The organism is Rahnella sp. PD12R (assembly GCF_019200965.1).
Lineage (GTDB): Bacteria > Pseudomonadota > Gammaproteobacteria > Enterobacterales > Enterobacteriaceae > Rahnella > Rahnella laticis.
Window position 1 is genome coordinate 241575 of record NZ_JAHTMS010000007.1, and the last position, 20642, is coordinate 262216.

At 53.7% G+C, this 20642-nt stretch carries 22 protein-coding genes and 1 pseudogene; 3 read left to right on the plus strand and 20 right to left on the minus strand.

The window, feature by feature from the left end:
- Window positions 1-1715: 1715 nt before the first annotated feature.
- The 17 genes and pseudogenes from KWG64_RS15795 to KWG64_RS15875 all read right to left on the minus strand — a co-directional run.
- Window positions 1716-2618: pseudogene (locus KWG64_RS15795) on the minus strand (phage tail protein); the annotation flags it as partial.
- 9 nt (window positions 2619-2627) lie between these two features.
- Entirely contained in the window at window positions 2628-3194 is a 567-nt protein-coding gene (locus KWG64_RS15800) for a hypothetical protein (RefSeq protein WP_370628695.1), read from the minus strand.
- A 13-nt stretch (window positions 3195-3207) separates the two neighbouring features.
- The gene (locus KWG64_RS15805; RefSeq protein ID WP_218522403.1) at window positions 3208-4392 is read right to left on the minus strand and encodes a baseplate J/gp47 family protein; all 1185 of its coding nucleotides are present in this window, start codon (window positions 4390-4392) and stop codon (window positions 3208-3210) included.
- On the minus strand, window positions 4385-4717 hold the full coding sequence (locus KWG64_RS15810; protein ID WP_218522404.1) for a DUF2590 family protein: 333 nt from the start codon (window positions 4715-4717) through the stop codon (window positions 4385-4387). The genes KWG64_RS15805 and KWG64_RS15810 overlap by 8 nt, the downstream gene beginning before the upstream one ends.
- On the minus strand, window positions 4717-6960 hold the full coding sequence (locus KWG64_RS15815) for a phage tail tape measure protein (RefSeq protein WP_255562198.1): 2244 nt from the start codon (window positions 6958-6960) through the stop codon (window positions 4717-4719). Before KWG64_RS15815 ends, KWG64_RS15810 begins: the two co-directional genes overlap by 1 nt.
- Window positions 6961-7219: 259 nt before the next feature.
- Window positions 7220-7477 carry a putative phage tail assembly chaperone gene (locus KWG64_RS15820; RefSeq protein ID WP_013575834.1) on the minus strand — a complete coding sequence of 86 codons (258 nt, stop codon included), beginning with the start codon at window positions 7475-7477 and terminating at the stop codon, window positions 7220-7222.
- Window positions 7478-7597: 120 nt separating this feature from the next.
- On the minus strand, window positions 7598-7972 hold the full coding sequence (locus KWG64_RS15825) for a hypothetical protein (RefSeq protein WP_218522406.1): 375 nt from the start codon (window positions 7970-7972) through the stop codon (window positions 7598-7600).
- Complete coding sequence (locus KWG64_RS15830; RefSeq protein ID WP_218522407.1) at window positions 7969-8310, minus strand: M15 family metallopeptidase; 342 nt, start codon at window positions 8308-8310, stop codon at window positions 7969-7971. Before KWG64_RS15830 ends, KWG64_RS15825 begins: the two co-directional genes overlap by 4 nt.
- Window positions 8307-8603: a phage holin family protein gene (locus tag KWG64_RS15835; protein WP_129952933.1), complete on the minus strand. Its 297-nt coding sequence runs from the start codon at window positions 8601-8603 to the stop codon at window positions 8307-8309. The genes KWG64_RS15830 and KWG64_RS15835 overlap by 4 nt, the downstream gene beginning before the upstream one ends.
- 13 nt (window positions 8604-8616) lie before the next feature.
- Window positions 8617-9069: a phage protein gene (locus KWG64_RS15840; RefSeq protein ID WP_218522408.1), complete on the minus strand. Its 453-nt coding sequence runs from the start codon at window positions 9067-9069 to the stop codon at window positions 8617-8619.
- 2 nt (window positions 9070-9071) lie between these two features.
- Complete coding sequence (locus tag KWG64_RS15845; RefSeq protein WP_218522409.1) at window positions 9072-10199, minus strand: DUF2586 domain-containing protein; 1128 nt, start codon at window positions 10197-10199, stop codon at window positions 9072-9074.
- A 9-nt stretch (window positions 10200-10208) separates the two neighbouring features.
- Complete coding sequence (locus tag KWG64_RS15850; protein ID WP_218522410.1) at window positions 10209-10898, minus strand: hypothetical protein; 690 nt, start codon at window positions 10896-10898, stop codon at window positions 10209-10211.
- Window positions 10895-11401, minus strand: coding sequence for a phage tail protein (locus KWG64_RS15855; protein WP_218522411.1), 507 nt, complete (start codon window positions 11399-11401; stop codon window positions 10895-10897). The genes KWG64_RS15850 and KWG64_RS15855 overlap by 4 nt, the downstream gene beginning before the upstream one ends.
- Entirely contained in the window at window positions 11398-11850 is a 453-nt protein-coding gene (locus KWG64_RS15860) for a head completion/stabilization protein (RefSeq protein ID WP_218522412.1), read from the minus strand. Before KWG64_RS15860 ends, KWG64_RS15855 begins: the two co-directional genes overlap by 4 nt.
- Window positions 11851-11943: 93 nt before the next feature.
- Window positions 11944-12639, minus strand: coding sequence for a phage terminase small subunit (gene gpM / locus KWG64_RS15865; RefSeq protein WP_218522413.1), 696 nt, complete (start codon window positions 12637-12639; stop codon window positions 11944-11946).
- A gap of 2 nt (window positions 12640-12641) precedes the next feature.
- Window positions 12642-13679, minus strand: coding sequence for a phage major capsid protein, P2 family (locus KWG64_RS15870; RefSeq protein WP_131638226.1), 1038 nt, complete (start codon window positions 13677-13679; stop codon window positions 12642-12644).
- A 66-nt stretch (window positions 13680-13745) separates the two neighbouring features.
- The gene (locus KWG64_RS15875; protein WP_218522414.1) at window positions 13746-14585 is read right to left on the minus strand and encodes a GPO family capsid scaffolding protein; all 840 of its coding nucleotides are present in this window, start codon (window positions 14583-14585) and stop codon (window positions 13746-13748) included.
- A gap of 150 nt (window positions 14586-14735) precedes the next feature.
- On the opposite strand from KWG64_RS15875, the gene KWG64_RS15880 reads away from it, so the two are divergent.
- The 3 genes from KWG64_RS15880 to KWG64_RS15890 are packed head-to-tail and all read left to right on the plus strand — an operon-like array spanning window position 14736 to window position 17862.
- Complete coding sequence (locus tag KWG64_RS15880) at window positions 14736-16523, plus strand: terminase large subunit domain-containing protein (protein WP_218522415.1); 1788 nt, start codon at window positions 14736-14738, stop codon at window positions 16521-16523.
- Window positions 16520-17551 (plus strand): phage portal protein, encoded by a 1032-nt coding sequence (locus KWG64_RS15885; RefSeq protein WP_218522416.1) that lies wholly within the window; start codon window positions 16520-16522, stop codon window positions 17549-17551. Before KWG64_RS15880 ends, KWG64_RS15885 begins: the two co-directional genes overlap by 4 nt.
- A complete protein-coding gene (locus tag KWG64_RS15890; RefSeq protein WP_218522417.1) occupies window positions 17548-17862 on the plus strand; it encodes an ogr/Delta-like zinc finger family protein in 315 nt (104 codons plus the stop codon). Before KWG64_RS15885 ends, KWG64_RS15890 begins: the two co-directional genes overlap by 4 nt.
- Here the strand turns inward: KWG64_RS15890 and KWG64_RS15895 are convergent.
- The 3 genes from KWG64_RS15895 to KWG64_RS15905 form a co-directional block, all read right to left on the minus strand.
- On the minus strand, window positions 17845-18051 hold the full coding sequence (locus KWG64_RS15895; protein WP_218522418.1) for a hypothetical protein: 207 nt from the start codon (window positions 18049-18051) through the stop codon (window positions 17845-17847). The genes KWG64_RS15890 and KWG64_RS15895 overlap by 18 nt on opposite strands.
- Before the next feature lie 101 nt (window positions 18052-18152).
- Complete coding sequence (locus KWG64_RS15900) at window positions 18153-20315, minus strand: replication endonuclease (protein WP_218522419.1); 2163 nt, start codon at window positions 20313-20315, stop codon at window positions 18153-18155.
- Window positions 20315-20575, minus strand: coding sequence for a DUF2732 family protein (locus KWG64_RS15905; RefSeq protein ID WP_218522420.1), 261 nt, complete (start codon window positions 20573-20575; stop codon window positions 20315-20317). The genes KWG64_RS15900 and KWG64_RS15905 overlap by 1 nt, the downstream gene beginning before the upstream one ends.
- Between the last annotated feature and the right edge of the window lie 67 nt (window positions 20576-20642).

Genomic DNA, 20642 nt, shown 5'->3' on the forward strand with positions numbered 1-20642 from the left:
CCCGTACCGCTAAATGTTACCCTCCCCGTTTCTGCTGAATTGTTAGTTGTTACCGTACGGAAAATGAATCCGCCAACGCCCCCGCCACGGTTATTAACGAAATCCGACTCGCCTTGACCGCCTGTTTCATTCCATCCAATAAACGTTCCCTGAACTTCTTTCCCTGGATTTGGTGGTTGGGTAGCGCTCAGATAAGTGGCATTCACATACCCGCCCACATTGCCACCAGACTGAGGATAAGCACCAATATTGCTTCGTGCCTGCTCTGCGGTTTTCGCGCCGGTACCCCCGCTGGCGATCGGCAGCGCAGTTGATAACGTCAGGCCATATGCGCCGGTAATCTCAAGACCGCCGCTTTCCATAACCCAGTTGTCAGCATTCCCCGTCGTCAGGTTTGACGCTCTTTTACGCAGCACCCATTTACCGTTTGTTGCATCCCAAAAGCCAAAGTTACCGGCATTCGAGTAATTAACATTCATCAACGGATAGGCCGCGTCTGACGAGCTAAACTGACACGTTGCCTCATGTCGGTTGAATTTCACCAATCCGTTAAAATTGACCTCTCCGCCAACGGTCATCGCCCCGGCAAAGGTCGAATCCTTAACAACTTTCATGGTTTCGTTGACGGTTAAAGGCGTATCGACCGAAACAGCCGAGGTAAAAATATTCGCTTCCGGCCGGTTATACCCAATGTAGAGCGTCCCACCAATTTGCATACCCGCGTCTTTCAGACTGGCGGACAGGGTAATATTGCCATTGTTATGATCACGCAGAATGACGGCATCATTACGCCCCCGGATCACTGAGTTGGCATTAGTAGAGCTAAGAGTCATACCCCATTCTGGCCGTAAAACACCGTTCGACACATGTACGCTATCGGTTTGCCCATCACAGACAATACGCGCCTTGATTGCACCGGCTTCGTCCCTGGCGTCCATTCGCATGACACCTTCACCTGTCGGATACACAGCAGCAGAATGGCCACCTAACGCCCGCCCCGCATGAGGATCGGTTTCAGTGAGCGTATTCGGCAAACGAAAATAAATATTCCCCATTGACGTTAACGATGCGGGCAAATCCGCCGCAGAAACTTTCCCGGCACGGCTTGTAAAAGACATATACGCCTCAAACTCTCCGGCGCGGAGCACACCCACCCGATAATTTGCCTGAATAGAACTGGCCACCTCAAGATTGGCCGCCATCTTCACGCTGGATGCAATGCTGGTCAGCTTGCCCAGGCTGGTGATATCTGAATTATCCCCGGACTTAGCAACGCCCAGCCGCGTTAAATCAGCCAATTCCAGGCTGCTGCTATCAAAAAACTTTCTCCACCCAAACGGCAGAGGGCTTGCACTCGTCTGTACCCATGCCCAGCCGCTTGCCTCTGTCGTACTGACATTGCCGATCCGCACGTAAATAGTGCCTGTACGGCAATGTAGATATTGCGTCAGCGCCGCACCGGCGTTGAACCAGCGGCGATGGCTTACCAACGTGTCAGCGGCCTGGAAGGTTTCCCCCAACGGGTGATCGCTAAAGTAACCGGCCAGCGTCACGCCGCCTGACAGGCTGACAATGGACGGATCGTAAAGCTTGGTCACCGTGGTGTTATCCACGTTAGGCATCACATTACTGATTGCGCCCACATCTGCCGGGGTCAGGGTAATGTCAGCGGTTAGCGGCTTTTTATTTACCGTGCGCGTTTTCGGTACGCCGTTGAGCGTATTCAGCGCCGCGGCCGTATCGGCAATGTCTCCCAGGTTCTTATCCCGGCGCAGATACAGACTGCTGCCTTTTGGGCGCAAATCGGTGATCACACCGTTGGCGTCAATACTGGCCAGGGCAAAAACGTAGTGCGCAACGCCGCTTTGAACGTAGTCTTTCAGCGTGGTGGCCAGCGTGAACTTAATCGCCGTTTTGTATTCACTGGTCAGTGTTCCCTGATAGCTCACATCCGCCCACACTGTCATCGGTTTTGTGGTTACGGTGATGTTGGTTTTTGCCGCCAGGTTGGCACGCAGCCCTCCCACATACCCCAGCCCCGCCGTCACAAAAAATTGCGTGCCGGTTTTGGCCACTAAAAAGCCGTTATCGAAAAATGCCCCAGCGCCGTAAATATCCAGATTAGCCAGGCGCAGAGATTCATCCATACCGGCCAGGCGTGCCGTAAAATCAATCTGCCAGGTTTCGGCCGGTGTGCTGATCAACGTCTGGCTTTCTGCGCCGTTGTACTCCATCAGGAAAGAACGGGTTAACACGTTGCCCTGCTGACCGTTGGCATTCTTCACTTTGCTTTGCAACGGCGCGTGTACCACCATCGCCAGCGTGCCGGTGGCCTTGTTAATCAGCCCGATCCAGTTAAACGAGAAATCCCCCACATCCGCGCCCAGCGTCACCGAATACACGACGGCATTCAGATTAACCAGACCGGTCTTTTCAACAGCCTGGCGGTAAACAATTTGCGCCGCGGGCGGCACCACTTCGGCGCGGTTAATCGGGGCGTTAACGTCCAGATTTGGCACATTGGCGAATACAAATTCGTCCAGTACAACGGCCTGGCCATTAGTAGCCTGCTGCGCTTTCCATTGTTCAAAGGCTTGTGTAATGACGGTTTGTGACATGTTATTTCCTTATAACTTCGCGCCGAACGTGGCGGTTCCTGTTTCTGTCACGCCCAGACTGGCGGGGTAACAAACGTATTCGCCCTGGTTCCAACCGGCGCGAATACGCAGCCCGGACGTGGTGATCACTTCAAACTGATAACGGCGGCAGGTGCGGCCGTACTGGCGGATAATCTGCAAGAGCAAATCAGCGTTGTCAGAAATCTGACTGTCCGTCACCCGGACAATGATCACATCCCAATCAATGCCCGCCTGGCGTTCCAGCAATTCAACGTAGCCAATTCCCAGGCGTTCAAAGATGGCAATAAACCCGGAAACTGAACCCGCGTCCTGCGCATTGATGAACGCGAACGCCACACGCTTGCGAAACAGTGACAGCGGTTCACCGTTAAACCGCGCAATATCACGGTCATAGGCCATGAGGTTTAACAGCGGTTCGGCGCAGGTCAGCGGATCAAACTGCTGTAATGGCCAGGTCACCCACTCCGCAATCCCTGTCCAGAACTTCACGGCAGCTTTCAGAAATTTGGCCGGTTCGCCCCGGTTCATCCAGGAAGGCAATTTCAGGCTTTTCATTTTTGTGGCGAAATCAGGCACCTTTCACCTCCACTTTCAGCGTGGCCAGACGCGGCACGCTCAGCTCACTGACGATATCGGTCAGGGAAAATGACAGGGATTCCACCACACCAAACTCCTTATGCAGCTCCCTGGCCAGATTGGAAAAAGAGAAGCGCGAATATGGCCAGGTACGCTTTACGTCATATTCGGCGTTTTGCCGGAATGCGCTGCGGATCAGATTGCTGACGCCGGAAATCAGAGCGGCGTTTTCTTCCGCCGTCATGTTGTCCGGGTTGGTCACGTATACCGTAACGGTTAAATTGTGCTGCGTTTCCGGCATGGCCATGCATTGCAGATCGTCACCGTGGCCGTGATGCCCCTGCGTATTGATGTACTCATTCACGGCATCAATAAACGGCTGGGACGTCTCCCCACTATCAAGCAGCAAATAGGCGTTTGCCGTTCCGGCACCGCGCGGCGCGTCATGCACAAAGAAAATGCGATCCACACTCAGCCCGACCACGCCTGCAATCATGCTGCGATACACCGCATCGGTATGATAGTTGCCCACCAGGTTGAACTGATTACGGCACCTGTCCCGTAAATCGTCGTCGGATTCTTCATCCGCGCCCGGCGCTAACAGCCAATCATCCTCATTCACTGCCTTACTGATACCGGCCACCGCCACCGGCAAAATACGAAAATAGCCGGGTGCCAGGTTGAAAGCGTTCCCGGCCGCCGTCGCCGTGACCGGGATCAGCGCACTGGCCACGCCCGCCGCCAGCGTCACATCCGCATCGACCGCCACCGCGTAGGTCACGCCATTAATTCGCTCAGTCTGGATAAGGGTTCCGGCCGCCACGGTCACCGCCTGACTGGCGGTTTCTTTGTAAAAGCGGATCACGCCCTGCGCTGCGCTGGCGGGCTTGGCCGTGAGGTTTACGCCCCAGGCCAGCATCCGTAACATGGCACCGCTGGCCGTGGCCAGGTACATATTGGCCAGCACGGTATTTACTAAAACATCTTTAATCCACAGCACGGGCGTGGTCACAATGGCGGTAATGAGTCGCCAGAACGGTGACATGCGGGACGTATTGGTAATCATCCCTTCCGCTTTCACGATGGCCGTAAACTGCTGGCTGATTTCGTCCTGCGTAACCGGCATTCCGCTTTCACTCAGCACCGCCTCAAAATCAATCGTCGGTTTCTCACTCATAATTCACCCCGGTGGAAATCTTGCCAAAGTCATACGTTTCCGCCGTCGCCCACAGGCGTTTTGCGGATTCTTCCGTGATATTCACCGTGCCGGGAATAATGCGTTCATCACTTTCAATTAATAAAATCAGCTGCGTGATCACATCGGCGCGTAATGTCGGACTACGCTCTGCCACTAATAATGTCGTCAGCCCGCTTTCAATAATGGCGTGGACAATATCCTGGGCAATGCTGATCCGGTTATTACACAAGCCCGGTTCATTACCTGCGTTCAGCGTAAAATCCCGCCCGGTTATCAGGAGATCGATATACAGTAAATCCGTCATTAATTTAATTCCTGCCATTCCATTAGCTCGGCCGGTGTTAATCCTTTGGAAGGATGAATATTCACGGTGCCGATTTGCTTACTGTTATCAATTGAGGTTTTAGCGTTGGTATTGATTTCCTTTTTCAAACCCCCACGTTCCACACCTTTAACCACGCCACCCGTCAGAATATCGCTGCCGATGGGCTGCGGCGGCTGCGGCACAGGGGTTTTATTCCCTGCAACGGGGATTTGCCCCGCCACCCCGCTAAATCCTGGCGGCATACCCGCAGGCGTTCCCGCCAAGGCCGCCGCGTTAGGCATCGCGCTGGCCGGTGGCATTCCTTTTGGCGTTGCCGCCACAGGGACTTCTTTCAGCTCAATATTGACGCCGGGAATGTTATTTAACTTCTCAACAATCCAATTGTACGTCCCGGTGAAAGACGATTTCAGCGTGTCCCACAGCTTGCCGAATACGTCCCCGATCACGCGGGCAATTTTCTCAAAGGACTCCACCGGAGAATTGATATCAAAGGATTTAACGACATCAATCCAGCCTTTAATCACAATGCTGAACAAATCGATCAGCAGACTGACCGCGTTATACACCAGCTCAAACGGCGTCAGAATGATGTTGATTGCCCCCGCCACAATCCGCCCGAACGTTTCGCCCGCGCTGGTGACGTTGGTCAGCTGACCTTCCGTCATTTGGATCGGCGTCAGCAGGTTACCAAACCAGCCCACCAGCATTTTCACGCCGTCCCACACCCAGCCCACCGCCTTGGCAATACCGGAAAATAAGCCACTGAAAGGCGACAGCGCACCGGCCGCCTGGCCGAACCCGCCGATAAACCCGCTCACAAACGCTTTGATAGGCTGCCAGAACTTAATCACCGCAATAACCACCGCAGCAATGGCGGCCGCGATGGCCACTACCGGCGCAATCATCAGCAGAAAGGACGCTGAACCCATGCGGGCAGCAATACTGGCGGCCAGCAAGGTGGCACGCAGGCCACGCAATCCGGCACTGAATAGCTGCGTCACGGCATTACTGGCCACCATCGCCAGCCGGTTAATTCCCAACAACCTGGCCATTGGTGCCAGCAAACGCGTAACGCCCATCATCACGAACCCGTGAACGCCCATCACGATATTGGCGATTGCCCCCACGGCCGCAAAACTCAGCAACGCCACCGTGGCATAACCGATCACGCGGGCAATGTTGGGGAATAGCCGCATCCAGCGCGTCAGTTTTTCGCCACCGTCCGCGATTTTATTCACCAGCGGATACAGCACCGGCAACAGCGTTGAGCCGATGGCGGCACGCATGGCGAACCAGATCGCCGTCAGCCTGTCCCAGGGGCGCGTCATTTTCTCGGCCATTTCCGTGGCGCGTTTCATGCCGTCATTGCTGCCCAGCTCGGTAATGTTGCGTTTCAGCAGATCAACGTTGCCGTAAAGCTGTTTAATCACCGCCGCGCTGTCACCAAAGGCGGCATCTAATTCAGCCTGTGCCTTGAGATTACCCTCAATGCTCTTACCGTATTTGCCCTGGAGTTTTTCCAGCATGGCAGGCATGGACAGCATTTTTCCCTGGGCATCCTGGAAACTCAGCCCCAACTTTTGCGCACCGGCTGCGGCACCGCTCAGAAATCCCTCATAAGAGCCGCTGGCTTCCGTGCCTAGTGAACGCTGCAACTCACCCAACACGGCCAGCTGTTCATCCATCCCCACGCCATAGTTGGAACCGACACCCCGTGCCCCTTCCATGAGGTCTTTAATGGTGGCCATGTCCGTGCCGAACTGGTTTTTCATGTAGGCCATTTTGCCCGCCAGTTCTTCCGCAAACTGCACCTTGCCCACCTCGGCCGCGTAGCCGCTGAACTGGGTAAACATTTGCCCCATGAATTCCGACGCTTCCCCGGCCGTACTTTTCAGCGCTTTGGCGGCGGTATTGGCCACCACGGTAACGCGGGGCAATTCGGCGTTCGTCAGCCCGGCCACGGCGGCGTTGATATCCGCGGAGGATTTCACAAACTCCACCGCCGATTCCCCGTAGCGCACACTGAATTTCAGGGCGTCGTCCGTGACCTTAGCCAGCGCATCATCGCTAATGCCGCGCGCGCTGGCTTCCTGCATGGCATCAAACATCTGAATGGCCGGATCCAATGCGGCCTTGATGGAGGCACCCACGCCCCACAGCGCAGCGGCACCGATGGCCACCTTGCCAAAGCTGGCCGCACTTTCCTGAGCGAACCCGCTCACAGAGGATTGCACCTGGCGAAGTGGGCGCGTCATGTTGTCAATTAAACTGAGTGTAAAATCTAAATCAGCCATTATTCGCCTTTAAATGCCAGGGCAATGCCATTTGCTACAGCTATGCGTTGATTATCCCAATGCCGGTTATCCAGCCACACGGCACGGGCTAAGTTTTCGGGATCGTCATTTTCATGCGGTAAATAATGGCGGCGCAAAATCAGGTATTGTTCAAGGCCATTATTTTCAATTGCGCGTACCCGCGCCGTTAGTTTTTTAGTTCAATCTCTAATTTCGGCGCGAACTGGTCATTCACGAAACTGCAAATTTGCAGGGCAGAACCGGGAATATCCAAAATGGTATCCAGCGCTTCTTTGCATTCAACGTGAACAATGCGGCGCAGATAGTTATTTGCCGGTGCAACTTTATTATCCATCGCCATTTCGTTAATGAATTTATTATACGCGGTGGCGTTTGGTTCAAAAGTCAGCGCGGTGCCATTTACAGCCATAGTAATTTTGCTCATTGTTTTATTTCCTTCCGTTGGTTTATTTCGTCAACTAATTGATTATGACGTGCCGCACACTCTGAATATTGCGGCGTGAGTATTAATAAGGGTTCGGTAATATCTTTACCCGTTAGACCTTTAATGCGCGGGAGTTTTTCCGGGCATTTGGTTAACAGATTTTCCTGATAAGGCACGTTCGGCTTTGTCGGCGGCGGCGTTGTACAGGCTGACAAAATCAGCAGACACGCACACATTAGTAAACACAGGCTTAACCACTTCCGTGCGGATTTCCACAGGTTGCGCATTTCGCAACGCCTCCAACGTATTTTCAAGCTTGCGGCCTGATTCACTGGCCATCTGCTCACCGGCAACGCGGGAGGCTTCCCCCGCCGCGTGTGCGGCATTGTTGATCACTAATTCCAGGCTATCGCTGTACCAGGTATTCACCTGCCAACCCGCTGCGAACGCAGCCAACAACGCCAGGGCGGCAATCACCAGCTGCTTTCCCATCATTTCACCCCGTTGTGTTCCAGGCTGAAATGGTTGCCGTCCGGGCGGCTTTTGAATCGACCGCCCCACACGCCGCCCAGGGATTCCCAATATTCACCCAGTGGCGTATACGCCTCGGTACTGGTCTGGTATTGACCGTTGATGAACAGGTTAAAATCCACAGCCAGACGCTGCGTGTGCAAGCTATTGGCAATGCCCGCGCCGCTTTTGGCATTAAGTTTGGCCTGCTCAGGCGTGCGGTAGGCTTCGCCAAAGGTCAGCCGGTAACCGTGATTACCTGCCCACTCGATCAGTTGGGCAATCAGCTGCGTGAACAACTGTTGTTTTTCGCTCAGTGTCATTTCAGTTTTCCTTTCCCTGGTAAATAACGACTTCCCTTTTTGCGTAGCCAGATTTCAACGGCCTGGTGGCCAGCAATCCCCAGCGCGGCACCCAACCCCGCGATGGCCAGCGGGGAAATATCCGGGATCCAAATCAGCGCCGCCGCCGCCACCATTGAGGTGGCAGAACCCAGGATAATGCGACCAAAAAACAGCTTTCCGGTCATTGGCTCACTGCTCACCAACATCTGTCCCAGGGCGATAAGTGCGCCCAGCAGGATCAGGCTTAACAAACTTTTTTCGTGCTCTTGCATCCGTGCAATGTCCTTATCCGATCAGGTTGCGGGTATCTTCATCTTCCAGATACGGCACGCCGTTAATGCGCACAAACTGCGGGCTGGTGACCATATATTTGATTTTATGGCTCAGCGTGCTTCCGCCTTTCGGATCGTTATCCAGAAGGTTGCTCACCACCAATTTGCAGCCAAAGGCTTCAATTTTCAGCTCTTCACTACCGGCCTTGGCGTAGAACATCAGATCCACCGGGTCAATACCCCGCCATGAACCTGCACGCCGTGCAATGGCGGTCAGCTGCGTCAGCACTTTGGTAGAGATTTCAATTTCACCCTCGGCCGCCACATCCCCGGACACATGACCATCAGGCACACCCTGAGTAGATGCCGCCGCCGTGTTATCCGTGATATCCAAACTGACCTTTTCAATGTGAACCAGGTCACCATCAATACGCACATCGGTGGACTGGCCTGAAATACGTTTCATCGTTAATTACTCCCTGTCAGGCTGGTGTCCAGCAACAAGCTCACCGTGATGCCTTTCGGGCATTCATACGGACGGATCACGATATACACCGCCACTTTGGTGGCTGACAGCCAGGTGATCGTCACATCATCATCCTGCGGCGGCTTCACTTCGCCGGGGAAGGTGATGCCGTTAATCTGGCTGGAAATCGACATCTCACGCAGCACCTTGGCAAAATACGCCTGGTGGGCGGCAATGCTGGACGGCGTGCTGTTTAACGAACGGTCGCCAATCTTCGCAATCGCCTGCAAACGCACGCGACGGGCGGCTTTATCGGCAATACGCAGGTACTCAATCGCCTGGTAATCACCCCCTTCCGCGTCCAGCGTTACGCCATCTGCCCAGTAATACCCGTCATAATCTGCGTACCACATTGGCACGCTAAAACGCTGCGCCTGCAACGCTTGCAAGGTGACCAGCTCCAGCGCCGCGCCGGTGCCATCTACCGGCATTTCATCACTGCCTAACGACACCAGCGCCCCGGTTTTTACCCGCGCCGGGCTGTCAGCAATAGTCACCGCACGACTGCACAGACGACCAGCCAGCACGCCAGGCTCATTGCCGAACAAACGCGGCACCAGTTGCACGGACGGGGCAGAAATCTGCTCCTGTAAGGCCACCATGCGAACCAAATATTCTGCCCAATCTTCCTCGGCCTGCGGTGCCTGCACGGAAAGGATGAACCAGTTCCAGCGTGAGAAGTTGGCCAGCAATTTGGCACGCAGCTCCGCCGCTTTGTTGATAGGCGTTTTCGTGGCGATATCATCCAGCAACACCACACCTTCAACAGAGCAAAGGGATTGCGCAGCCAGTACCGCATCCACCCAAGCATTTTCCCCGGCATCATCTGCCAGCACATGCACGTAACCGTTCCAGTTGGATCCGGCGTTGAGCATGGCCGCGTTCACGTTGCTTTTTAAAACGCTGTCCTGTGCGCCCAGCAGCGCATCAAAATCACTTTGGGTATTCATCGCCAACGTTTTGCCCGCGTTGATTGTCCCCGTACCGACATAGAGCACGACGCGCTCAATCTCGTTTGTTTCACCCTGTAGCTGATTGACCTGATTTACATCGACCGTTGGCCACGTCATAACTTCCCCTTAGTGTCCTGCGCCTGCGCCAAATCCGATGCCCTGGAGTTGCCGCGCTAACGCTTTATTAAAATCGTCTTCCGTGATGCCCAGGAAAGGACGGGATGGAACATCGACTGACCAGGAGGCTTTCGCCGCTTTCCCCGATAATGTCCGGATCAACAGCCCGGCTTTGGCCATCGTCAACCCTTCCTGAATTTCTTTAAACGGCGGCTTTCGCCAGCGCTTACCCTTTTTAACCTTGTACCCCAGCGCCCGCAGGCGTTTGGCCTGTCTGAGACTTGCGGGCAAACTCTCCGCCCTGCCTTTGCGTTCAACCTGACGACGGCTGACCGTCACATTCATGCCGTTTTGTTGGGCGTAACCCACCGTTCCCGCCGCCACGCTCTTTTTGCCGTTGCGATACCCGCCGCCGCTCAGGTAAATCCGCACCCCGTCGATTTCCGGCATTTCCCGGATATGCAGCAGCTTTGGCATATTGCGCAGCATCTTGCCTTTGCGCTTCGTCTGGCGTCCCTGCCATTTCTGGCCATCCGGGCTGGCCTGATTTCTGACATTACGTTTAGCAGCCGGGATCAGTCCGTATTTCCCCAGCCGCCACATCAGCCGTTTACGCTTAGCCGGGGGCAATTCCAGGCTGTCCAGCTGTTTACGTACCGCTTTGAGCTGCGCCCGGTCTAACTCACCCCGGATAATCATTTTTCACTGCCCAGCGGTGCGCCCTGTTCATCAACGCCGTACACCACGGCTTCACTGGCAAACCAAATAGTCGGATCCGCAAGTCGCCATTGCTCCCCGTCCAGGGGGATATTGCCTTTGACGTCCTTCACCAGGTTTAACGCTTCCACCATCGGCAAGGTGATAACCACCACGGCGGTTTCCTCATCCACCAGATCGATATCAAAATCAGGTAACTCGGTGTCTATGCCGAATTCTTCAAACAGTTCCCGGTCTGATTCCATCAGCCACACCAGCAGCAGCGCCGCCAGGTTGCGCGGGTCATACAGCCGGTAAGGGAATCTGTCCCAGGCCAATACCGCGTTGTAGCGGATCACCGCCAGGCGGTACTGTTCCAGCCCTAAATCCCGTTGCGCGGGGATAAAACTCAGTTCATCCATATAGCTGGAAAAACCTGCCCCCTTGAACGTCCTGGCGGGCATACTTTTGGTGATGAAATCACTCAACGCATCCAGCTGGCTCATATCTTCCTTACCGTCACGCGGCGCAATCCCTTGATTGCCCGGATGATGATCGAACCTTCGGCCAGCAACCCGGCGCGGGTTTCCGCGCTTTCCTGGCCTGGGTGCGACTCCCTGCGCCCCTGGCTTGCGAACTCAGGGATCAGATCGGCCTTTGCGCGGGCAAACACTGCTTTTTTATAACGAGCACAAAGCAGGTTTTCGCCAGGGCGACCGATACCCGGCACCGCGCTGGCCTGGCCAAATCCCTTGGCCACATACCCATCCTTGACGGCCTGCAACAGGTCATTCACTTCCCCGGCCGCCGTCAGCAACGCCTCGGCTACTGTCCCGGCGTCTACATCGGCGGGGATGCTGCGCTGTTCCTGGAAATCCGCCAGATTTAAATCTGGCCAAAATCCGTCATTCGTTAACGGTTCATCCTGGTAATCAATCGGCGTGCCGCTAAACATAAAATTCTCCGTAAGAAACGGGCAGACCGGGATCCACGGTACATAACCCTAGGGTATTACCTTCCCCGCGCCCGTTCCGGCTTGCGGTAGTCTTTACTTACTCAGTGATCGGATACGTGCGGCAATCTGTTTACGCATCGTTCCCACGCCACACTGTGAATGCAGCTTTTCGGCCGTGGCCAGCAGCGCGTCCACGCTTCGCAACAGCCCCACATCCGCGGTGGACGTAGCACGCGGTACGCCTCCCTCGTCAAATAGCTGATACATACCGGCGAACTTGAACCACTTGGCCTGGATCACTTCATACAGCTCCCACTTTTCCGCCACATCGGTAAATGTGCGGGAAAAATAAGGCTCAATAGGGTGGCCATCCCTGGCCTGTACTTCCGCCCATTTCAGGACGGTATCCGCCACAAAGGTGGGGAAATTGCTTTTCAACTCAACCGGGGTTTCCTGCCCCTGCTCAATGGCGATATCCGCCAAACTAAGCGCGGCGTCCATGTCGCCTACGTCAAAAAGCCAAATCACACACCATGCCAGGATCGGATTGCGGTAGACCTCCCCGCCATTCAGGTACTTTTCAACGGTGGGCATCCATTTTGGTAATAATTCATCACGCTTTAACGCCACCTTTTGCGCCAATGTCAGCCCGTGCAACATGTCCACATCGTTGGCCAGCGCCGCACTCAGAACGTGCAAGCTGTCTGCCCCTTCCAATGCCTGGCGTTGCTTTAACTTCGTTTGCGCCGCAATGCGGGCACTGTGTCGCTGCGCGGGTGACAGGCTCATTTTTACTCTCCGCCTACGGGTTCGGATGGCTCGGCAACGGTGCCAATCGTCACGGCGGATTCATCAATCGCCGCATACAGCTCCATTTCTTCGACGGCGTAACCTTCGTTACGCAGATATTTGTTTTCGTACTGCTTACGGTCTTCAACAAATTCCGCTTTACGCTGACGGGTATTACGCTGCGTATAGATATGCAGGTTAGCGAGCGTGGTCACCACCATGCGTTTGCCCGGCATAAATGGCGGGATAATCGCCTGACGGCCTGCAATGGAGTCCTGCAACATCTGCGCCGCGATTTTTTCGCTCGGACGATCAGCCGCCTGATACAGGCGATACTGTTCAGCCGCCACCAGGTCAGAACCGACCAATACCACCAGACGCGGATCATTACGGAATTGCTGCGGAATTTTGGTGTTGATAAGGTCTGACGCCATCGCATCCAGTGACTTGTAATCACCGTTTTGATCCAGCGTGACCGCATCAGTCATGATTTGTTTGCCGTCTTTATATTTGCGAACAATTTCATGCCAACCAATATTCACATCTTCGCCGTTCGGGTTTTCTTTATAGTCAGTAGATTCCGCCACTGACTTACCGTTAAAGCCGATACGCAACATATCCAGGGCAAAGGTCTGCGTGGTAAATGCGGTCACCATCTGGAAAAATTCTTCCTCAGACCCCGCATTTGCCCAGATGGAAAGCAGATCCCAACGCAGTGCGGCGCACGAATCCGTTTCAACCAGCTTGTACTCATTACCCGAAACGCCAACGTTGCGACGAAAACGGCCGTCAGCAATACGGCCGGTATGCAGACCGGACGCGCCCACGCTGACAACCTGGCCAGAAAGCTGGTCAACATCGGCCACGGTGATCCAGTTCAGGAAATCCGAACTTTCCAGCAGCGCATCACGCAGCTGCGTTTCCTTCGGGTCAGACAGTGAGAAATAATTACTTTCCTCGCCACCGTCCAGACCGTTAGCCGCCGCAAGTCCCGCGCCGAATTGCTTTAAAAAGCCACGCGCTTTTGCATTTAAAATCATTATTTATTCATCCTTAATCGCTATTCAGCGGTTAATGTTTTTCCCTGGCGAAAGCCTGATAAATGCTTACAAGAACTGGAACGGTTTACGTGAACCTTTCGGATTCTTATTCGGCAACGTGGTTACCTTTTTATCCAGCTTGCTAAATTTGCTGACGATATTTGGTAATTCATCGCGCAGGCGGGCAAATTCTTCCGTATCCACCACTTCTTTCACGGTTTCAACATCACTTTGAATATCTTCAACCGTTGTATCCGTTGCTTCCGTTTTTGTTTCCAGCGCAGCAATACGAGTTTCCAAAGAAGCAACAACCTCGGCCAACGCTTGTAATTTATCGCCGTCCTGCGGTGTTTCATCCGGCGTTTGGGTTTCGTCTTCAATACTGAAAAGACTGCGCCATTTCGATTTATTCTTATCCTTCCCTGCCATGTTAATATCCTTGATTTCGTTTATTACCAGCGGCGTGCTATTACCAATAAAGTAATTGTCTTTCCGCTTATTAAATCGCATTCGCGTAGTGCCTACGCTTGCGGGTTCATCGGTGACGCCCAGCCCTTCCAGGTAGTAACGGCCAGTGCCGCGAAAGTTGCCATCAGGCGTTAATTCAACAGACGTGAATAAAAGCTTTCCGTTGCGGTTCGCCTGTACCAGATCAGTGGAAGGACACAACCGCGCATAGAGCTTTACCAATCCAGAATCATCTTCGCTTGCCTCAACTTCCAGCACCTCACCGGCATTACCACACCAGCGCTCATGCTCAGGCCACAGCAGTGCGGTATACATATTTTTGGGGTCATACGTTTCCGCCGCGTCAATTAACATTTCCCTGGTTAAAAAACGCTTATCAACCGTTTCCCCTTCGGTTGCGATACAGAGCCAATTCGTCATTAAATGTGAATCTGACATACCGGAATTAACCTCCGTTGTTTCCGTGAGTTGCAGTATCGCCAATAATTAACGCCCCCGCACCAAGATGATTTCGGATATAACCCTATATCCGACCACATCAGATATTTAATTAACGAAATAGCTGAAACATCCCCGCATAATGCCCCAATGGCTAAATACACAGACGAACTAAAAGACGTTGCACGCGCTTTATATTTGCGCCGCGCCACGCCAAAGGAAATTGCTCAGGATTTAAATCTGCCGAATGCGCGGATCATTTACTACTGGGCGGAAAAAGGGAATTGGGCTGATTTACTCAGCCACGAATCAACAGAGGAAGCCATTGAACGCCGTTACCAATTATTAGTTGGCCGGGATAAAAAAACAGAGCTGGAATTAAAAGAGATTGATGTACTGATTACGCACGCCGTGAAATTGCGTGCGCAGACAAATAAGCATAAAGAAAAGATGGCCGCCGCCAAATCTGGCAACCAGGGAGGATATGACAGCCAAGGCGGGAACGGTGACGGCACAGAGCCGGTGAAGAAGCGTAAATATAAGAAAAACGACATCTCCGGCATGACGCAGGAAGATTTTGACGCTTTCGCAGAGGAACATTTATTCGGCTATCAGAAGCACCTGCGCAACAACCTGGCACAGCAGATCAGGAACATCCTGAAAAGCCGCCAGATTGGTGCCACCTGGTACTTTGCGATTGAGGCATTCGAAAATGCGGTCATGACCGGCGACCCGCAAATTTTCCTTTCGGCATCAAAAGCCCAGGCGGAAGTATTCCGCTCTTATATCGTCAACATCGCAGAGCAGTATTTCGGTATCACGCTGACCGGCAATCCGATCAGACTAAGCAACGGCGCAGAGCTGCGTTTTCTGTCCACCAATAAAAACACCGCGCAGTCCTACAGCGGCCATTTGTACTGCGACGAATACTTTTGGGTGCCGAACTTCGCCAAGCTTAACGAGGTGGCCAGCGCAATGGCCACACACGACCATTGGCGAACCACCTACTTTTCAACGCCCAGCGCCAAAACGCACCAGGCTTACCCCTTCTGGACAGGGGAAGAATGGAAGCAGGGAGACAAAGAACGCCAAACCGCCGTTTTCCCATCATTTGATGAAATGCGCGACGGCGGCCGACCCTGCCCCGATGGACAGTGGCGGTATGTCATCACGATGGAGGACGCAGTTAAAGGCGGGTTTAACCGTGCCAGCATCGACAAGCTGCGCAACCGCTACAACCGTGACACGTTCAACATGCTGTATATGTGCGTGTTCGTGGACAGTAAAGACAGCGTTTTCAAATTCAGTGACCTGGAAATCTGCGGCGTGGACGTGGCCGACTGGCAAGACCATGACGCAAACGCTGAACGGCCGTTCGGTAACCGTGAGGTATGGGGAGGCTTTGACCCGGCGCGTTCCGGCGACACATCCACGTTTGCCATCGTTGCCCCGCCACTTTATGCGGTGGAAAAATTCCGCGTGCTCTGCCTTTTCCACTGGAAAGGGATGAATTTCGCGTACCAGGCGGCGCAGATCAAAAAGCTGTTCGGGAAGTACAACATGACTTACATAGGCGTAGACGTGACCGGCATTGGCCGGGGCGTATTTGAGCTGATTGAACATTTTGCCCTGCGTGAGGCGGTGGCCATTCATTACGGTATGGAAACCAAAACGCGCCTGGTCTTAAAGATGATCGACGTCATCGGCGCAAAACGCCTGGAATGGAACAAAGACAACCGGGAAATTGCCGCGTCTTTCCTGTCCATCCGACACACCAGCACGGCCAGCGGCAACGCCATGACGTTCAAAGCCGATCGCACGGTTGAAACCGGCCACGCCGATGCCTTTTGGGCAATCGCGCACGCCATCATTAACGAGCCGATCAACTTTGAGCATAAGCGTAAATCTAAATGGAACTTAGGGAAAAAAGCAGCATGAGCAAACGCAAACCAGCCCGCCAGGCAAAGAAAGAACAGCCTGACCGCAGCAAGAAAATGAGCATCATCAGCATGGGGCGGCCGGAACCCATCCTGACCACCGGCACCAATTACCGGGATATCTGGTATGACAATGAATTCGATCACTACACCCTGCCGATTGACCGGCTGGCACTGGTTCAACTGACCAACCTCAACAGCCAGCACGGCGGCGTAATTTATGCCCGCCATAATATGGTGGCATCGGATTACCTGGGCGGCGGCCTGACGCATGAGCAGCTGCGCGGCGGCGTATTCGATTATTTATCCTGCGGTGACCTGGCCATTTTAAAAGTGCGTTCGGGCTGGGGGGATGTGGTGGATTTGCTGCCGCTGCCGTCGCTGTATCTGCGCGTGCGTAAAACAGGGGAATTTGTGGTTTTACAGGACGGTGAACCGCTGGTGTACAACCCGGATGATGTCATTTTCATGAAACAGTACGATCCGCAGCAACAGATTTACGGTCTGCCAGATTACATCAGCGGCATTCATTCGGCGTTACTCAATAGCGAGGCAACCATTTTCCGCCGTCGCTACTACCACAACGGGGCGCACACCGGGGGCATCATCTACACCAATGACGCGAACATGACCGACGAAGTAGAGGAAGAAATTGCGCAGCGCCTGGAAAGCAGCAAGGGGATCGGTAACTTCTCCACCATCTTTGTGAACATTCCCCAGGGCGGGGAAAAGGCGATCCAGTTTATTCCGGTGGGGGATATCGGGGCGAACGACGAATTCAACAACGTGAAGAACATCAGCGCACAGGATGTACTGAACGCCCACCGGTTCCCGGCTGGCCTGGCGGGCATTATTCCGCAAAATGCGGCCGGTTTACCCGACCCGGAAAAGTCCCGGACAACATACCGAAAGGATGAAGTGATCCCGTTGCAGCGCATGATCATGAATGCGGTCAACAGTGATCTGGAAATTCCGCCACACCTGCGGCTTAACTTTGCTTTTGACACAACATCAGAGGATGAAAAATGAGCCGCAACAGGCTAAAATCACGGGGTTATCACTTCCCCGGAGCCAACAAAATGCGCGTACCGACAGTTATTTGCCCCGAATGCGGCGCGAACTCAGTCATTAAGAAAACGGCACGCAAGCATCGGAAAATTTCAGACCTTTACTGTTCGTGCTCTGACTTCGAATGTGGCCATACGTTTGTAATGAATATGACGTTTTCCCACACCATCAGCCCAAGCGCAAAAAGCCAGGGTAGCTTACTGCGTGGCCTTGTGGATTCACTGAAATCCGACGATAAGCAAATGTTGCTTTCGCTACTGCAACAAGCCTGAATCACTGCCCCCACTTTGGGGGTTTTTCTTTTCTCCCTGCCGCAGATTTTTCAACAACTCAGCATTCAACTCAGCTAACCAACCCAGTGCTAACGTTTTTTCTTCCTGATCACAGTCCCCAACAGCGACCAACCGCGAAAACAAAGCCATCCGTTGCACAGCGATTTCCTCAAAAAACAAATCCTGCATCCCCCAACCTCCCTAATCATTTACTGTATGAATGTACAGTATCGCAAAATGTTACAGAATAAAAGCAAACTGCGCGCGCTTTTGCGAGTTTTCAGCTTGCATTAAATTCCCAACGCCTCAAACGCCCGGTTAACGGCATCACTCTGATCGCCCTGCAAAACCTGACCATCCGCGCATCCCCAGCACATGCCAGGGGAATCAAAGGACTCGTTTTCAGGCGTAATGACCTCCCCGCAATTCTTGTTCCTGCAATATTGCTTTCTCCGCCTCACCACCAGCCGGTTACCTTCTAATTGCATTTCTGTTTCCCGATCCAGCGGCACGATATTGCCCCTGGCCAACGCTTTGGCCATCTGGCCAGCATCCTGGGACTGAATACCGATGCCCTTTTTCAACTCGCTGATCGTACTTTGAGTACAGTTATTGACAGAACTCCAAGGGGCGGCGGTGCCGCCAGGAAAAGCAGCCTCCGCTGCGCTGTCGGCCAACTTCGGAACAATTGCCCATTTGACCAGGCGTGTTAATACCTCTGACTCCTGGCCAGATAACGGCGAATAAACCCCTTGAATGCGTTGAACGGCTTCCCCGTATTCATTACCGCATTCAGTGATTTCATAAATCACGCGCACAACCAGATCACGACGAGCCACCAACGCACCGCCCTGCGCCTGGGTGTAGGATGCCCAGCACCCCACATCCGCAGCGACCAGCACGGCATCCATAGATTTGTTTTCCAGGGTGATATCTCGCATGCGACGCAGCTCACGCCAGACGGTTACCGGCGCACCACCGATTTGCTGAAACTGACGGATCCGCCAGCGGCTTGCCCAGGCTGAAACGGCCTTGGCCATATCTTTGAGATTTTCGCCGGTTTCGTCGTCGGCTTCTCCATCCAGGGCGTAGCCATCAATATTTTTGGAAATGTATTTGGCAATGTAGCCAGTTGCGCTGCCCTTCTCTGGATCGATAGGCTCAACGTGAAAACGCGCCTTTAGCGCGTATGCAGATTGCAGCTCCTCAGAATCTTCAAGACGGGAGTAATAACAGAGAATATCCCGCACCTCGGCAACATCTGACGGCCGCATAAACAGCAACATATGCCAGTGCGGTGTCCCATCGTGATGGGGTTCAACTACGCGAAAACCAAAGACGTGGATCCCGGCGCGGGAAAACGCAGCGCGGACTTTGGCCCACACGCCACAAAGATATTTTTGTGTTTGCTGCGGGCTGGCCGCGTTCCACTGAGACACGAACCCGCCCTTGCTGTGGACGGCGTGATATTTAGACGGCGCGGTGATCGTGTAAAACTCACCGGCCATCCCCATTTCCGTGGCCAAATCTTCAAACCCACGCATACGAACCATAAGTTCACAGCGGCGCTTTGCCGGGTTGGCGTTGCTGCCGTCTACCATCTCAGCCAGAGAAAGGCGCTCACCCGTCTCCTGATTCTGCAGATCACACGATTTAAAAAACTCTCGGTTACGTTTCTTTTGTTCCATCCATTCTCCCTGCGTGGAACGGCTGACGTAAGCCGATGCCGCCTTTTGCACCTGGCCAACGGCGATGGCCATATGTTCACGCTGCAGATCACGGCGGCGCTTCAACTTAGTACGCCACCACTCCGGTGCCACCATGCGCAATAAACCGGATTCCGCGGTACGAGTTGTGAAAGTGCGACCTGAAAGAAATTGCTGCCAGTACGGAGGCGTGATGCCCGCCATCTTGGTGAGTTTGCCCAGGTGTTTGAACGTGGCATATGAGCGGCGTGTCATTTCTTTCTGATCAGCAGCCGCACCATCAAAAGCTAAATCAATGAAATCGGTGAATGACTCAGACATAAAATCAGCAATGCGGTGCGCCAAATTACGCAGCTCATCACGGCCAAAGGTGGGAAGTTTTTCCAGGTCAGCCAGGAACGGAAACGGAATTACCCCCGCAGCCTGGTGTTCAGTCGTGTACTGCTCGCAGACATTGCGCAGACGTGGCAATACGCTCTTACCCACCGTAGTGCGCAAAAACGTATTGGCACGGCGGCGGCCATTATGGCCACCCTCCAATAACTTGCTGTAGCGATCGCCAAAATAGCGCGCTAAGAAATCCGGCATTTCACCAAGATATTCAGCACGCCAATCGTGGTCGGTTTTATTCAGGTGCCATAGCTGACGCTCAGTCAGGCTGATTTCATCAGGTGCGCCAGGGGCAAATTGCTCTTGCTGCCACTGGCGGGTTTCATGATGCTGCCCGTTAAAAGCCAAAAGCTTCATTAACAGGCGCGGCCAAACTGTTCCGATTCCTGCAGGAGCAGCTCCACGGCTTCCGATGCGTTTAATCCCTCGGTCACGATGTATGCCGCCAAGCGCTCAAGGCGGCCGGAGTATTTAACAGCGGCATCAGCCATAGACTCTGCGCGGGCGTTCTTCAACATACTGGCCAGGCGATCAGTTTCCTGATAAGCCGGTGATGATTGGTCAAAACCTCGCAGCACTGGCGTGCGTTTCGGGCGGTCATTTCGGGTTAGATTCATGGCATAACTCCAAATTTAGGCAGCAAGAAACCCCGGCAACCAGGTGGAAGCCGTGGGCGTTCAAGGG